We start from the raw sequence: 16,070 nt of genomic DNA, 5'->3' as shown, positions 1-16,070 counted from the left end.
AGCGATGGTGAAATTGCGAAATTGGTAGAAAGTGTGTTTGATTTGCGCCCTTATGCCATTGAGCAGCGCCTGAAATTACGTAATCCTATCTACTCTGAAACAGCGGCGTATGGTCACATGGGCCGCGAGCCTAAAACCGTGACGAAGGTGTTTGAAAACGCTGGTCAGCGGGCCGAAGTAGAGGTAGAGTTGTTTACTTGGGAAAAACTTGACTACGTAGACGCAGTAAAGGCGGCCTTTGGTTTGTAGTGATTAAACTGGGGGTTGGTGGAGTTTTCTCCGCCAACCCTACCCATAAACCCTGGCTTGAAATCTCCTTTTTAGTAAATAGATAAAATATCCTTCCGTGCTTTATATTCTCCACTAAATGTCTAATTAATGGGGGCTTTTAGGGGTAATTATGCCAAAAATTATCTTTTTTTAGAATCACCCCCTGTTTTATCCACTCCCAAAGTAGCATTCACATTCATTTATCGGTTAATTTTGTGAGATTTTTATCTGAATCCCAAGATAAGAAGTCGGAATACAGCAGTAAGAAATCGAAAATTAGAAATCCCAAATAAATCACATGTCAACAGCAACTGGAACGTACGTACCGTACAAAGTAAAAGACATTACCTTGGCCGAGTGGGGCCGGAAAGAAATTCGTTTGGCCGAAGCCGAAATGCCCGGTTTGATGGCCCTTCGCGTAGAATATGGCGAATCAAAGCCGTTGAAAGGTGCACGCATCGCTGGATGTTTGCACATGACCATCCAAACGGCCGTTTTGATTGAAACCCTCACGGCTTTGGGTGCAGAAGTAACCTGGTCATCTTGTAATATCTTCTCTACCCAAGATCACGCTGCTGCTGCCATTGCTGCCGCTGGTATTTCGGTCTACGCGTGGAAAGGCATGACCGCCGAAGAATTTGACTGGTGTATCGAACAAACCTTGTTCTTTGGCGAAGAGCGCCATCCCCTTACCATGATTTTGGACGACGGTGGTGACTTGACCAACATGGTGTTTGACAATTATCCTGAATTGATCGCGGGAATCGGCGGTTTGTCGGAAGAAACAACTACGGGCGTTCACCGTTTGTATGAGCGTATGAAAAACGGCACCTTGTATTTGCCAGCTATCAACGTAAACGACTCGGTGACAAAATCGAAGTTCGACAACAAATACGGTTGCAAAGAGTCATTAGTAGACGCTATTCGTCGCGCTACTGACTTGATGTTGGCGGGTAAAGTAGCCGTCGTGGCAGGTTACGGCGACGTAGGTAAAGGCTCGGCTGAATCGCTTCGCGGAGCAGGTTGCCGCGTATTGGTGACCGAAATTGACCCAATCTGCGCGTTGCAGGCGGCAATGGACGGATTTGAGGTTGTAACAATGGACGAAGCCGCCCCGCGCGCCAACATCTTTGTAACCGCAACGGGTAACATCAACATCATCAAGCCGCGCCACTTCAAAACCATGCGCGACAAAGCCGTGGTGTGTAACATCGGCCACTTCGACAACGAAATCGACATGGCGTGGTTGAATGCCAACTACGGACAGACCAAGATTCAAATCAAGCCTCAGGTGGATTTGTACGAAATCGACGGCAAAGAAATCATCGTATTGGCCGAAGGCCGTTTGGTGAACCTAGGTTGCGCCATGGGCCACCCGTCGTTTGTAATGTCAAACTCTTTCTGTAACCAAACTTTGGCGCAGATTGAACTCTATACCAACCCCGGTAAATACGACAAGCAAGTATACATCTTACCAAAACACTTGGACGAAAAAGTGGCGAAACTCCACTTGGCTCACATCGGTGCTCAGCTTGAGACCTTGGATGAAGAGCAGGCCTCTTACATCGGGGTAACCGTGGAAGGACCGTTCAAGTCTGATTTGTATCGTTACTAGGAGTTATCATTTTTCTTCTGTTGGGTGTCGGTTCTTTTGAGCCGACACCTTTTTTTTGGACTAATATCGACTTTCATTTTCATACAGATGCGGGGAGGAGCAAAAGTGCTAAAGGGTGACTCATGCCGATTTTTACTTCAAAATTTCAAAAAGATACCATTCGGATTAGTAAATAAATTGTGTTTCCTGGAAACCCCTTCAATAGAAGCATAGAGGCCCATTTTGCTTTACTTTTTGGGATATTTATTATACTTATTTGGGGGGTGTTTGACCTACTTTTGGTAAATTTTTTAAATATTTTTACCATTGTTGCTTGACATAAGCGTATATTTGTCCATATTTGTTTTTTACTATTAAGTACTTCCACTCTTGTTATGGTAAAATTAAACGTTATGAAAACTATTTCTAGTCATTTTACACTCGCTCTTTCCAGCAAAGGCGACTTCCCTACTTCTTTCGTTAAAATCATTCATTTGTTCTTTACGGGTATTTTAAAACGTTCTTTCGCAAAATCGAACGAAAACAAGCTAAAATTAGCTCTTTAGGGCTATTTGTGCTTTTTTTATCCGTACTGTTTTCAATCAGATAGTCCAATAGTTTCTAGGGGGCTGAACAAAGTATTCCGTGCATTTTGGTGCAGGGTTGTTACTTGGTTTCATGAAATTGTTATGAAAATTTATTGAAATAATACAAACTATACATGCGTAAATTTTTTAAAATACTGGGCGGTTGGAGCATTTGCCTTGGTATAATCAGCTCAACGTTTTTTACTTCCTGTGTGACCGTAGATACGCGCAAGATTACTTATTTTCAAAGCCCCGATACACTGCCTTATCAGGTACTTCCGCCCATTACACCGCAGGTGACCCGCATTCAGCCAGATGATATCCTCGCCGTAACCGTAAGTAGTTTGAGCGAAGAATCCAATGTGGTGTTTAATTTCCCCAACATCAACGCCCTCAATACGACGGTATACCCAGGGGCCACTGGTACTGGAGGGCAAATGCGCCAACCCTTGGGGTATTTGGTAGACTCGCTGGGACGCATCGAAATGCCATTGGTAGGGAAACTTAAAATGGCCGGACTAACATTGGAGCAGGCGGGAGATAGTATTAAATTAAGGCTGTTAAACTACCTCAAAGAACCTACCGTCAATGTGCGTTACCTCAACCATAAATTTACGGTCATTGGCGAAGTGAATCGTCCCTCCGTACTCAGTCTGGTAGATGACCATACAAGCCTCCCCGAGGCCTTGGGAATGGTGGGCGACTTGACGATTTATGGTATGCGTAAAAATGTCATGTTGATTCGCACGACCAACGAAAAACGCGAAGTGGTACGCATTGACCTCACCTCACGCGAGTTTTTTAACTCGCCCTACTACTATATTCGCAACAATGACGTGATTTATGTGGATGTAGACAAAGGCAAAGTGACTTTTACCGACCAACGCGTTCAACGACTGCAAATGGTCCCCATTTTTACGGGCATCGCCACCACCATTGTGGTGATTTTAAACTTGTTGAAATAGTATAAACTACGGATACCAGTGAAGCTTACTGCCTCAACTGGCCTACTCTGACGCCATGAGCTCATAACAGCAACCGAATACTCAACGAAAAAGAAAGAAAAATGACGAATAACGAATCGAAGTTTTGGGAAGAACCGGAAGAAGAATTTAACCTGAAGTTGGTTATCGGCAAATACCTTCGCTACTGGTACTGGTTTGTGCTCTCGGTGGTGCTTGCGGTGCTGGGGGCGTTCTTCTACCTGCGTTATGCCACGCCTATTTACAGCAGCAGTGCGGTTTTGCTCATCAAGGATGAAAAAAAAGGCGGCGTAGGGGGCATGGAGGCGCTCAAAGATTTGGAGCTTTTCTCGGGTAACAAACTCGTGGAAAACGAAGTGGAGGTCTTGAAATCACGGGCGTTGTTGGAACGGGTCGTGACCGACCTCAACTTGACGGTGTCTTATTTTGAAAAAGGAGATATTCGTCCCACGGAAGAAATCTTCGGCACCTCGCCCATTTGGGTACAGGCGGGACAACTCACCGAAGCCGCATATAAAGACCCCCTCTGGATCAAGGTCATTAACCGCAATCAGTTTGAATTACAGGACGAAGACGGTGCGCCCAAAGGACAATTTACCTTTAGCCAAAATATTAAAAGTGAGTTTGGCCTTTTTCGGGTCTATTTGGTCGACTCCCTGTACCGTAAAGACAACGACTTGATTCAGATTCGTTTTGCCCATAAAGAATCTCTGATTCAGAAATACCAAAATTTGTTGCAGGTAGAACTGCTCAACCAAAAAAGCACCGTGCTTAAATTGAGCATTGAAGATGCCCTGCCGAGTAAAGGACGGGCCATATTGGCCAAGCTATTGGATGCGTATACCTACTCGGCCCTGACCGACAAAAACCGCGAGGCCACCAATACCATGACCTTCATCGATGATCGCCTGCGGCTCATCACGGGAGAGCTGGGCGACGTGGAAAAAGACGTGGAAGTCTATAAAAGTAGCCAGGGAATCACCGACTTGAGCGCAGAAGCCAACCTGTTTCTGGAGAAAGTAAAGGAAAACGACGGTAAGCTCAATGAAGTGGATATTCAGCTCAAGATTCTGGAAGGCGTGGATGCTTACCTCAAAAGCAGCCAATTGGGGATTGCCCCCGCTACCTTGATGGTGACCGACCCCGTACTGACGGGCCTGCTCTCCAAACTAAATGAGCTCGACAACCAACGCGAAAAATACGCCCGCACCACCCAAGCCAGCAACCCCCTGTTGGAAACGGTAACGACCCAAATCGCCAACACCAAAGCGGCCATTCGGGAAAACATCATGAACCAAAAGCAGGGCCTGATCATAACCCGCAACAGCCTGCAAAACCTGAACAACCGCTTTGAATCTTCCATCCGCACCATTCCACGCAAAGAGCGGGAGTTTGTAAACATCAAACGCCAACAGGGCATCAAAGAAAGCCTGTACCTGTTGCTGTTGGAAAAACGTGAAGAAACGGCGATTTCCTACGCCTCTACCGTGACCGACAGCCGGGTGGTAGATGAACCATACAGCACGCCTTCACCCGTAAAACCCAAAGGAAACATTGTGTACCTGATTGCTTTGTTGGCGGGGTTAGGAATACCGTTTGCTTTCATCAATGTACGCAATATGCTCAACGATAAGATTGAGTCCCGTATTGAAATTGAAGACAAGGTGAAAGCAATTCCGATTTTGGGAGAAGTGGCTCAAAAACCCAAAAACGTGGAGGGGCCTTTGTTGGACACCAACAGCCGCAATATCATCATTGAGCAGTTCCGTACCCTCCGCACCAACCTGAGCTATTTGCTGAAAACCGAAAAAGTATCAAAGAAAATCCTGATTACCTCCACCATCTCGGGCGAGGGAAAAAGCTTTGTGGCGCTTAACCTGGCGTCAAGCTTAGCGAAGGCGGGGCACAAAGTGGTTTTGGTCAACGCCGATATTCGTAAACCGAAATTGCACGAATACTTGGCCATGAGCAATGAAGTGGGCTTGGTCAATTACCTCATTGGCAAAAAGAAGGTGGATGAGGTGAGTTTTGAGACCAAGGTTGAAAATCTCAGCTTTATTCCGAGTGGTCCCATTCCTCCAAATCCCGCTGAATTGATCGGTAGTTCAAAAATGGCCGATTTGATGCTGGAGCTGGAAAGCCGTTATGAGTACATCTTTATTGACTGCTCGCCCAACGGCCTGGTGACCGATGCCCTACTGATTGCGCCTTTGGCGGACGCAACGCTTTACATTATTCGCCACGAAAAAACGCCCAAATTTGCCTTGGGGCCTTTGGCCATTCTCTACCGCGAGCAAAAGATGCCTTCCATGGCCATCATTTACAACGGGGTAAAAGGCTCCGGAGGCTACGGTTATGGCTACGGTTATGGCTACGGCTACGGCTATGGTTACGGACAGGGTTACTACGGAGATACCCCCAAACCCCTTTGGAAGCGAGTGTTGAATAAAGCTTGATTTTTTTCACGCAAAGGCGCGGAGACGCAAAGAAACACTTATGACAAATAAAGCCATTGCTCCTTAGCGACTTTGCGTTATTAAACTTGTATGTATATTGAAATAGTGCAACTCTATCTTTTATCCGTTAAGTATACCAAAAAGAAAGTAAACAATTTGTGATATTTTTAGATAAGTATTTGTGATTATTACTTTTTTTTGTACTTTAGTGAAAGATAAGCGAAAAAGTAGCTTAAAAAAACACAAAATTTAAAGTAATTCTGTTCAGTTTAGGATTATTTTAAGTTTTTGTTAAATCATAAAAAAACATCTATATAATTAGATATTCCTTTTCTTTTTGCCGCTAATTACGACAAAGTATCTTTTTGATTCATAATTGCTTTTAAATTTTTGTACTGAGAAAGTACAAAATTGATTGATATTTATTACTCAACGTTATGACAAATAAAGTAGCCCTTATCACGGGCGTCACTGGTCAGGATGGCTCCTACCTAGCCGAGCTTTTATTAAGTAAAGGATATACAGTGCATGGTATTAAACGCCGAGCGTCCTCTTTCAATACACACCGTATTGATCATCTGTATATCGACCAGCATGAGCAGCATGTACACTTTAAATTGCATTATGGCGACTTAACGGATTCGACCAACCTGATTCGCATTATTCAGGAAGTACAACCCGATGAAATTTACAACTTGGGTGCTATGAGCCACGTGAAAGTTTCGTTTGATTTACCTGAATATGTGGCCAATGTAGACGGGATTGGAACGTTAAGAATATTGGAAGCTGTACGAATTTTGGGGTTGGAAAATAAGACTCGTATCTATCAGGCTTCTACATCCGAACTGTACGGAGGCTTGGAAGAAAACAAAAACGCCGCCGGCTTTTATGATGAAACTTCTCCTTTCTATCCCCGTTCTCCCTATGGTGTAGCTAAAATATACGGCTTCTGGATCACAAAGAATTATCGCGAAGCCTACAATATGTTTGCCTGTAACGGAATATTGTTTAATCACGAATCTCCTCGGAGGGGCGAAACCTTTGTAACCCGTAAAATTACCATGGCTACAGCGGCTATTGCACTCGGCAGGCAGGATTGTTTGTACTTAGGCAATATGAATGCAAAACGCGACTGGGGGCATGCTAAAGACTATGTGGAAGCAATGTGGCTGATCCTGCAACAGGACCAACCCGAAGATTATGTCATTGCTACGGGAGTAACAACCTCTATCCGTGATTTTGTACGAATATCCTTTGCGGAAGTAGGCATTGAACTGGCATTTGAAGGCGAAGCCGAAAATGAAATGGCTAAAGTAGTGGCCTGTAACAACCCGGAGTATCAATTGGAACTCGGCAAGATAGTCGTACGCATAGATCCAAAATACTACCGCCCTACCGAGGTTGATGTATTGATCGGCGACCCTACCAAATCCAAAACAAAATTGGGTTGGAAGCCTAAATATGATCTGAACGCTCTGGTTAAAGATATGGTAACCTCCGATTTAAAAATCACGAGACAGAGTTTATTGGGCGAACTGGGGCATTTGATAGGATAACCTAAAGAGTTAACGGTTGTTTTCAGCAATAAATAAGATAGATGGTTTCCGAAGTTAGAAAGGTAAAGGACAAAATGGTTTTTTTCTTTACAAATGGTCATGAAAGAACTGTTAGAGTAAAGAAAAACATTTTGTTTTCCTTTTTTGTAAAAATGTTGAGTATTGCTATAAATCTGGTTTTTGTTCCCTTAACAATAAGCTATGTTAATTCTTCGCAATACGGAACTTGGTTAACATTGAGTTCCATCATTTCCTGGTTCAGTTTTTTGGACATTGGCTTTGGGAATGGAATGAGAAATAAGTTTGCAGAAGCTAAAGCTACCGGTGACTATCTGAAAGCAAGAATGTATGTAAGTACAACCTATGGTTCATTATTATTGATTTTTACCATGGTATGGATTTGTTTTTTAGTAATTAACAGCTTTTTAGACTGGAGTAAAATTTTGAACATAGATCCCGGTCTGTCCGCTGAATTTCGTTATACTGCTTTTTTTCTCTTTAGTTTCTTTTGTCTTCAGATGATCTTCAGAACCATTAATACAATACTTGTTGCAGATCAAAGGTCTGCGGTAGCAGGTTTTGTTGACGTAATGGGTCAATTATGTTCATTAGGGGTGGTTTATTTGTTGACCAAGATCAACGTAAAAGGCAGTTTGTTAGAGTTAACTGTTGCTATTGGGTTAATGCCGGTAGTGGCCTATTTAGTGACAAGTTTTTATTATTTCAGAAAAGATTATAAAGCTTTTATCCCAAAGCTTTCATACTTTCAAAAAAATATGATCAAGGAAATTATGGGTCTGGGAACCAAATTTTTCCTAGTTCAAATTTCTGGTATTATCATATTTCAAACCACCAATATAATTATAAGTCAGATTTTAGGTCCAGCGCAGGTAACTGTTTACAATATTGCGTACAAGTATTTTTTTATTGTCCCCATGTTTTTTTTGATTGTTATCGCTCCGTTTTGGTCTGCATTTACGGAAGCCTATACGAAATCTGATCATGCCTGGATGAAAAAAGTACTGACGAAGCTGAGTAAATATACACTCGTCGCTTTTCCAATGGCTTTGGGGTTATTATTGGTCTCAGACCAACTTTATCATTTTTGGATAAGAGATGACTCGGTTGTGATACCATGGAACGTTTCTTTGTTCCTTTCTATTTATGTAGTCCTTTATGTTAGATTCTCAGTATTTATTTACCTCATAAATGGGATAGGTAAAATTCAATTGCAATTGATAACAAACATAGTTATCTGTGTTTTATATGTGCCGGTTGCAACATTTTTCTGTAAATTGTATGGACTTGAAGGATTGGTATCTGTAAATATAGGAATTGTATTAATTCATTTAACCTTAAGCCAAATTCAAATAGGGAAGTTGGTTAATAAGAAAGCGTATGGAGTCTGGGATAAATAAAAAATTTAGACTGAGGGTACTTAAAAATCCATTAACTATTTGGTTGAAATGGTATTTTACTACGGCAAGATTATTAAAAAAAAATAAAAACAAAAGTCTAAAGATTGGTTATTTGGCTAAGCTGCAAAATTGTAAATTCGGAATGTACAATACAATTTATGATGGAGCAGGCTTGTCAAATTGTAGCTTGGGAGATTATGTTTATATAGCAGACAATTCATTATTATCTAATACCACCATCGGCAAATTTTGTTCCATTGGCCCTGAAGTAAGAATTGGTTTAGGAATACACCCAACGAGCTTTATTTCCACTTTTCCTACATTTTTTTCTACAAAGCAGCAATGCCAGATAACATTAGTGGAGAAAGATTACATTGAAGAAACAGGCGCCGTTACAATTGGAAATGATGTTTGGATTGGTGCAAATGCCTTAGTGCTTTACAATGTAACAATTGGTGATGGTGCCGTAATTGCAGCAGGGTCTGTCGTTACAAAAGATGTGCCTCCTTATGCAATAGTGGGAGGTGTACCTGCAAAAATAATTAAGAAAAGGTTTAGTGAAGAGGAGATTAAACAATTATTAACCTTGAGATGGTGGGATAAAGATATCAATTGGCTACGAGAAAATGCTGAATTTTTTTCAGAGGGAAGGGCTTTTTTAAATAGGTTTCAATAATGCAATATTTGATCGTTAGATTTTTTAAAGCACTTTATATTTTCAAAAATCTTGTTTTAAAGAGAATTTGAATTTTTATTTTCAATTTTTTATATAAAAAGCATTGGTTGCGTTTCTTTTAGCTGTAGCGATATTCCATTGTTGCACATTTCATTGACGGGGAAATGCATTATTGGGGAAGATTTTAAAATGAATAATGGCATATTGTTCTCCAATTTAGGAACAAATGGTAAGTGCAGGATTGAAGTTCGGGAAAACGTAATTTTAAAAATCGGCAAAAAGGTAGGTATAAGTGATATGACTATAACGTGCCACGAAAAAATAACGATAGGTGATAATGTTTTAATTGGGGTGGCAACCCAACTGAGAGATACAGATAATCATTCGTTGAACCCCGCAGATTGGGGAAACGTGAATGAGTGGAAAAATAAAGAAAAATGCGCCTATGGAAATTGGCAACAATGTGTTTATTTGTTCAAATTGTATCATCTTAAAAGGTGTAAAGATAGGAGAGAACACAATAATAGGTGCCGGCAGTGTAGACACAAAAAACATCGCTGCGGGACAGATATGGGCCGGTCATCCCGCGAAGTTTTTAAAAAACAAAGACATTGAAAAAATACTATAAAAATATAAACATTTCTGCGAGTCAGATTTCTCTGTTTCTTTTAATTTTCCAATCAGTTGGGGTTAGAATCATAGAAGGAGCAGGCACTGTTTCATTATTATTAGTGATTCTTCTAAATCATAAAGGTCTTCGATTTATTTTAAGAGGTAATTTTATTCTTTTACTTATTCTGTACAGTATATTGTCAATTATTCAAGAACTGGATATAAAGCAGTATATCATAAATATCCTGCAATTTATAGCTGTTACTTGCTTGATTGGGACATATTTGAAGCAGAAAGAGACTTTTTTGCATGATTTGAAGGCTAATTGTCGCTTTCTTTGTATTTACGCAACTGTAACTTTTCTCATGTTGCAATTACTTCCTCAATTGGCTACTCCGGTATTTTATGGTTATAAATACGTGTCAATTTTTGGGGTATTTATTAATGCAGACTCTATATTATTCGGGTCATTACGCAGGATTTCATCTTTGACTTGGGAGCCGGGTTGCTTTCAGTTAATTACCAGTATATACTTATTGATATTGATCAGTGAAGGAAATAATTTTAAAACAATTATTTGGGTATTTATTCTGCAAATACTTTCAGGGTCAACTACCGGCTACGGAAACTTATTGATTATTCTAGTCTATGTATTACTGAAGAATAAAGTAAAATTATCGTTAATAGTAAGTGTTTGTGTGACATTATGGGCATTGTTTCCTCTGTTGCAATCTAATTTTTTTGAAAAATTTAAGGGAGTTAATTCACAATCGGGTATTATTAGAATGAGAGACCTGAGAGTGGGTCTCGAGAAGTTAGCCGAAAACCCGATATTTGGATTTAATACTCAAAAATTACGAGGAGATAGAGCATCTAAATTAGTAGAAGAGAAGGTGTGGGCAAGTTCAAATTCGTATACGACGGTTGATGATTTGGGCTACTTTGCGGGGGGGTATACCAATGGATTATTAGGTTTATTAATGAACTGGGGGGGCATATTAGGAGCTTTAATTATTTATATGTTTTACAATTCGCAATTAATAACAAAGCCCGATAGATACTTTAATATTTTCTTTTTTACGATTTTTATAATTAGTACGCTTAGTGAACCTATTACCAATACTTCGTTTTTCTATATGTTCCCAATGGCATTTTTATATAATTCGAACTTCTACAGAAAAAAGAAACTGTCTTTACAAGTTGAATAATTTATATATATGTTAATAACGATTATTATAGCCACCTATAATGCGGCTGAATTTTTACAAAGAAGCCTTGATAGTATACGGCTGCAAAAGACAGATGATATAGAATTAATTGTCATGGATGCTGTATCAAAGGACACTACATTAGAAATCCTAAAAAATAATAGCGACATTATCGATTATTTTAAATCTGAAAAAGACAAAGGTGTATATGACGCTTGGAATAAAGGAATTAGGAAGGCAAAAGGCACCTATATTATGTTTTTAGGTGCAGATGATGTTCTATTGCCAGGTGCTATAGAAGCTTATCTAAGATTTATTAAATCAAACTCTGGATTTGATATCATTTCCTCCAGGCTTGATTTAGTAGATGAAATGGGGAATCACCGAAGGTATGTAGGAGAGCTTTTTGTTCATGAAAGATATTGTAAAAGGACATTGTCTTTTGCACATCCTGGAATGTTACATTCTGTAAATATATTCAATAAGGTAGGTCTTTTCAGTTTAGATTATAAAATATGCTCTGATGCTGAGTTTTTTATTAAAAATGGCGGTGCTTTCAAGGCAGGCTTTGTTGATTATGTGACTGTAAGGATGCAACAGGGGGGCATGAGTGTTTCGTATAAAGCGATATGGGAGGCATATAAAATAAGAAAGAATTACCACGTGATAAATCCATTTCAAAATTCCATTGGGATGATAAAAATGGTTTTATTGCTCTTTTTATCAAAGACCAAAACTAAACTCTTGGGCTTGGGTTAAACATATATTACGATGAGTATTCCTAAAATAATTCATTATTGTTGGTTTGGTAGAGGGGAAATTCCCGCAACTGAAAAATTATGTATAGAGTCATGGTCGAGAGTCTTACCTGATTTTCAATTACGTTTTTGGAATGAAGATTCGTTTGATATTGCCAATGCCTGCTCTTATGTAAAACAGGCATATCATCTAAAGAAATATGCATTTGTCAGTGATTATGTTAGAATGTATGCACTCTATCATCATGGTGGCGTCTATTTTGACACTGATGTAGAAGCGATCAAACCTCTCGATAGTTTTCTTGGTAATGATTTTTTTATTGGATTTGAGAATAAAACGTTATTGGGGACCGGCATAATTGGTTCTCAACAAAGTAACTGGTTGCTTAAAGAAATGCTCAACCATTACGATACTAAAGATTTTATTGACAAAAATAATAATTATGATGTTACTACTAATGTACAGATACTAAGTAAGATTTTACTTAGATATGGATTTAACGCTGTAAACTCTGAACAATTCATTAATGGTATTCATATCTATGAAAGGGATTTTTTTAATCCCAAAAAAATAAATGATGTTATATTTAATGTAACGGATAGAACTGTCACTATTCATAGGTTTTCGGGAAGTTGGCTAACTGAAAGAGAGAAAAGGAGGGGGGTGAATGTTATTTGGAGAAGATTTTTTAGACCTTCGCTCCGGTTTTTAAGAGACACCTTAAATAATCTTCTTGGGGAGGTTAAGACGAAGGAAATGGAATTGCAACTAAAGAAATTATTAAGATAAGTAATAAAGTATGGCACTATTAAAGGACCTCATTCAATCGGATCTTTTTAGAATAACCGGTAAACGCTCTAGTTGGCCTACTTTCATTAAATATTTGTATAAGCCTGAGTTTTCATACCTCTTTTTTTTGAGAATCAGCAAGCATCTTACTGAAAATAAAAGTTTTTTCTTAGCTGCTGTATCTATTGCTTTTTATAAATACCTAACTATTAAGTTTGGTTATGAGATACCCTATAACGTCAAAATCGGCAAGGGATTAAGGTTAATTCACCTTGGGGGAATTATTGTAAATCCACTTGCAATAATTGGTGACAATTGTACTATTTTGAGAGGAGTAACAATTGGAAGTAATCGTAGAGGTCAAAGGGCTGGCGCTCCTATTGTTGGAAATGATGTATGGATAGGGGCAAATGCAGCTCTAATTGGGAAAATACTTGTAGGGAATAATGTTATGATTGCCCCAAATTCTTACATTAATGTTGATATACCTGACAATTCAATAGTCTTTGGCAACCCTTGTATTGTCAAACAAAACTATAAAGCAACTGAAGGTTATATTGACCATAAATATGAATAACTTTAATATGAAGAAAATTGAGTGGAAGGAGCCGCATGCTCTGGTCTTTAATGAGCTCATTCAGTGCTTAAATAAAAGTGGATTAAAGTATTTCATCCTTAGAAATTATCATGGGCTACCTGAAATCAATGACTCTAAGGATGTTGACATAATTATAGAGCCGGGATATTATAATAAATCAGCAGAAATATTGAAGGAAATTTATGAAAGTAACAATATCTTATACAGAGTTGTGAAGTATGAGCGAGTCAGATGTTGGTACGGATATAATATAGATAGGGAGTTTTCAATACATATTGATTTAATTGAAGGATATCTAAATAAAGGCTTTGAAATTTTTAAATTTGAAGACTTGTATAGTAACACCGTTGCTTATAAAGATTTTAGGGTTTTGTCAGTACATTATGATGTAATTGTTTTGCTTTATTACAAACTTATTGCTACAAAACAATTGAATCAAAAGTATAGACATTATATATCATCCCAATATCATTCGCACAAGAATTTAATCAATGATATAATTTATAAAACTATAGGTTCTGAATTGGCAAAAAAACTTATTTTGGATCTTGGTGATAAGAACTTCGATAAAATTGTAGGGTATTCCAAAGAACTCTCAACTTCATCTAAAATAAAAGCTTTTACCAAAAGACCATTTAAAGTAATATATGATGTACTGTATTTTATCTTTGACAAATTTAACAGAATTGTAATCTGTACCAAAAAATATCGAAATATGATTGCTGTAGAGGGAGCTGATGGTACAGGCAAGACTACATTTATAAATGGGTTAATAGAAGACATAGACTTTTATTTTAATTCGGATAGCTACAAGAGTAAAGTATATCATTTTAGACCTACAATTCTTCCTAATTTGGGGGCTGTGGGAGAAAAAGCAGGTGTAATGAAAGAAGATAAGGACTTTACCAATCCACATAGAAGAAAACCTGCTGACCCGGTTAGTTCATTTATCAGAATGGTTTATTATTGGCTGGATTATGTGCTTGGGGTCCCTGTAATTGTAAGAAAAAATGCACAATTTGATAACTTCACTATATTTGACCGTTACATATATGATTTTATTGTAGATCCTTACAGGTCTCGAATTAATCTACCTTATTTTGTTCGTAAAACTTTTTCTAAACTTGTTATTAATCCCAGGGTTGTTTTTGTGTTGCTGGCTGAACCTGAAGTAATTTATGCAAGAAAACAAGAACTCACGTTAGTAGAGATTAAAAGGCAAGTGATTGAGTTCAGGAAATTGGCAGAGTCAAGTAGCTATTTTTATATAATTGATGCAGGTCAAAGTCCTGAAGTAATGGTTAAACAAGCGATGGAAATTATATTAAAGGAGTTTTCCACTAACTAATTATGAAAAGGATTTTAGTAAATGCTTATGCTTGTGAACCATTTAAAGGGTCTGAGCAAGGTGTTGGATGGAACTTTGTTTTACAATTGGCTAAGGATTATCAAGTTGATGTAATAACCAGGTCTAATAACAGAAGCGTTATTGAAGCAAACTTACCCAGAGAGTTGAAAAATAATCTGCATTTCCATTATTATGATACTCATCCATTTATTTTAAAATTTAAAAGAAAAGCTAACGGTTTGTATTTATATTACTTTTTCTGGCAAATAGGGGTTTTTAGGCTTGCTAGAAAACTTAGTAAAGGTGCCAAATTTGATTATTCATTTCAGCCAACGATGGGGTCTATGTGGATGCCAACTTTTTTTCCTTTTCTTAATATCTCATTTATTTGGGGGCCTTTGGGCGGTGGAGAAGGTGTACCTAAATCTTTCCTGAATATCTTGCCTGTTAAGGATAGAATCATTCAATCATTTAGATATTCTTTGAAATATTTGGTATATATAAACCCTCTTTTATTTTATTCTCTTTATAAATCAAAAATTCTTTTAATAAGAACTGAAAACTCGCTGGATTTTATACCTAAAAAATTTCGGTATAAAACCCATTTAATTCTGGAAACTGCCATTGAATCAGATGTTTTTAAATATTCTAAGGAAAGGCGTGAGAACGATTGCATTCACTTAATTATTACCGGCAGACTAGTGCCATTTAAAAATGTAATATCTGTTATACATTCGTTAAAATTGTTACCCAATGATTTTAATTTTAAGCTTGATATTATTGGATCTGGACCTGAAAAAAAAAGAATTAAGCAGGCTATTGATACTCATAAATTGAAAACTTCAGTAAACTTCATAGATGAACTGCAGAGAGAAGAAGTTCTTAGAAAACTTTGCAAAGCAGATATTTATTTATTTCCAAGTTTAAGAGAGGGAGGTAGTTGGGCTTTAATGGAGGCTATGGCAGTTGGACTACCTGTGATTTGTTTAAATTGGACAGGAAATGCTGTTATTATAGATGAAAAATCAGCTATTGGATTAGAAGTTACTAACCCACAGCAGTTTATTATTGACTTTGCTGATTCTATTATGAAACTGGCCAATAACAGACAATATAGAATTGATATTGGACGACAAGCAAGGATAAGGATAAAGGAAAAATTTTCTTGGCTTACTAAAGTTTCTGAATTTAAAAAGTTACTTTAATTTAAAAAAGT

General features: G+C 38.2%; 14 protein-coding genes. All 14 read left to right on the top strand.

Features of this window, described 5'->3' with window-relative positions; all coding sequences use genetic code 11:
* The coding region (locus tag GVN20_RS26120; RefSeq protein ID WP_166560971.1) for a methionine adenosyltransferase domain-containing protein at window positions 1-249 on the top strand (249 nt) is incomplete at its 5' end.
* 319 nt (window positions 250-568) lie between these two features.
* Window positions 569-1,885, top strand: a complete 1,317-nt coding sequence (gene ahcY / locus GVN20_RS26115; RefSeq protein WP_166561167.1) for an adenosylhomocysteinase — start codon at window positions 569-571, stop codon at window positions 1,883-1,885.
* A gap of 700 nt (window positions 1,886-2,585) precedes the next feature.
* The gene (locus GVN20_RS26110) at window positions 2,586-3,416 is read left to right on the top strand and encodes a polysaccharide biosynthesis/export family protein (protein WP_166561166.1); all 831 of its coding nucleotides are present in this window, start codon (window positions 2,586-2,588) and stop codon (window positions 3,414-3,416) included.
* A gap of 101 nt (window positions 3,417-3,517) precedes the next feature.
* The gene (locus tag GVN20_RS26105; protein ID WP_166561165.1) at window positions 3,518-5,890 is read left to right on the top strand and encodes a tyrosine-protein kinase; all 2,373 of its coding nucleotides are present in this window, start codon (window positions 3,518-3,520) and stop codon (window positions 5,888-5,890) included.
* Between the two features lie 437 nt (window positions 5,891-6,327).
* Window positions 6,328-7,446, top strand: a complete 1,119-nt coding sequence (gene gmd, locus GVN20_RS26100) for a GDP-mannose 4,6-dehydratase (protein ID WP_166561164.1) — start codon at window positions 6,328-6,330, stop codon at window positions 7,444-7,446.
* Window positions 7,447-7,487: 41 nt separating this feature from the next.
* On the top strand, window positions 7,488-8,864 hold the full coding sequence (locus GVN20_RS26095) for a lipopolysaccharide biosynthesis protein (protein WP_166561163.1): 1,377 nt from the start codon (window positions 7,488-7,490) through the stop codon (window positions 8,862-8,864).
* On the top strand, window positions 8,845-9,540 hold the full coding sequence (locus tag GVN20_RS26090) for a CatB-related O-acetyltransferase (RefSeq protein WP_206023377.1): 696 nt from the start codon (window positions 8,845-8,847) through the stop codon (window positions 9,538-9,540). Before GVN20_RS26095 ends, GVN20_RS26090 begins: the two co-directional genes overlap by 20 nt.
* A gap of 415 nt (window positions 9,541-9,955) precedes the next feature.
* Window positions 9,956-10,168: a DapH/DapD/GlmU-related protein gene (locus GVN20_RS30180; RefSeq protein ID WP_166561162.1), complete on the top strand. Its 213-nt coding sequence runs from the start codon at window positions 9,956-9,958 to the stop codon at window positions 10,166-10,168.
* Window positions 10,152-11,360, top strand: a complete 1,209-nt coding sequence (locus GVN20_RS26080) for a hypothetical protein (protein ID WP_166561161.1) — start codon at window positions 10,152-10,154, stop codon at window positions 11,358-11,360. Before GVN20_RS30180 ends, GVN20_RS26080 begins: the two co-directional genes overlap by 17 nt.
* Window positions 11,361-11,369: 9 nt before the next feature.
* A complete protein-coding gene (locus GVN20_RS26075; RefSeq protein WP_166561160.1) occupies window positions 11,370-12,119 on the top strand; it encodes a glycosyltransferase family 2 protein in 750 nt (249 codons plus the stop codon).
* Window positions 12,120-12,131: 12 nt separating this feature from the next.
* Entirely contained in the window at window positions 12,132-12,908 is a 777-nt protein-coding gene (locus GVN20_RS26070; protein ID WP_166561159.1) for a glycosyltransferase family 32 protein, read from the top strand.
* Between the two features lie 10 nt (window positions 12,909-12,918).
* Window positions 12,919-13,485: a serine acetyltransferase gene (locus tag GVN20_RS26065; RefSeq protein ID WP_166561158.1), complete on the top strand. Its 567-nt coding sequence runs from the start codon at window positions 12,919-12,921 to the stop codon at window positions 13,483-13,485.
* Between the two features lie 7 nt (window positions 13,486-13,492).
* The gene (locus tag GVN20_RS26060; protein ID WP_166561157.1) at window positions 13,493-14,854 is read left to right on the top strand and encodes a hypothetical protein; all 1,362 of its coding nucleotides are present in this window, start codon (window positions 13,493-13,495) and stop codon (window positions 14,852-14,854) included.
* A gap of 2 nt (window positions 14,855-14,856) precedes the next feature.
* Window positions 14,857-16,059, top strand: a complete 1,203-nt coding sequence (locus GVN20_RS26055; protein ID WP_166561156.1) for a glycosyltransferase — start codon at window positions 14,857-14,859, stop codon at window positions 16,057-16,059.
* The last annotated feature ends 11 nt before the right edge of the window (window positions 16,060-16,070 follow it).

Source organism: Runella sp. CRIBMP (assembly GCF_009905605.1).
Classification (GTDB): Bacteria; Bacteroidota; Bacteroidia; order Cytophagales; family Spirosomataceae; genus Runella.
Note: the sequence above shows the minus strand (reverse complement) of the source record. Positions and strands in the feature narration are given on the sequence as shown.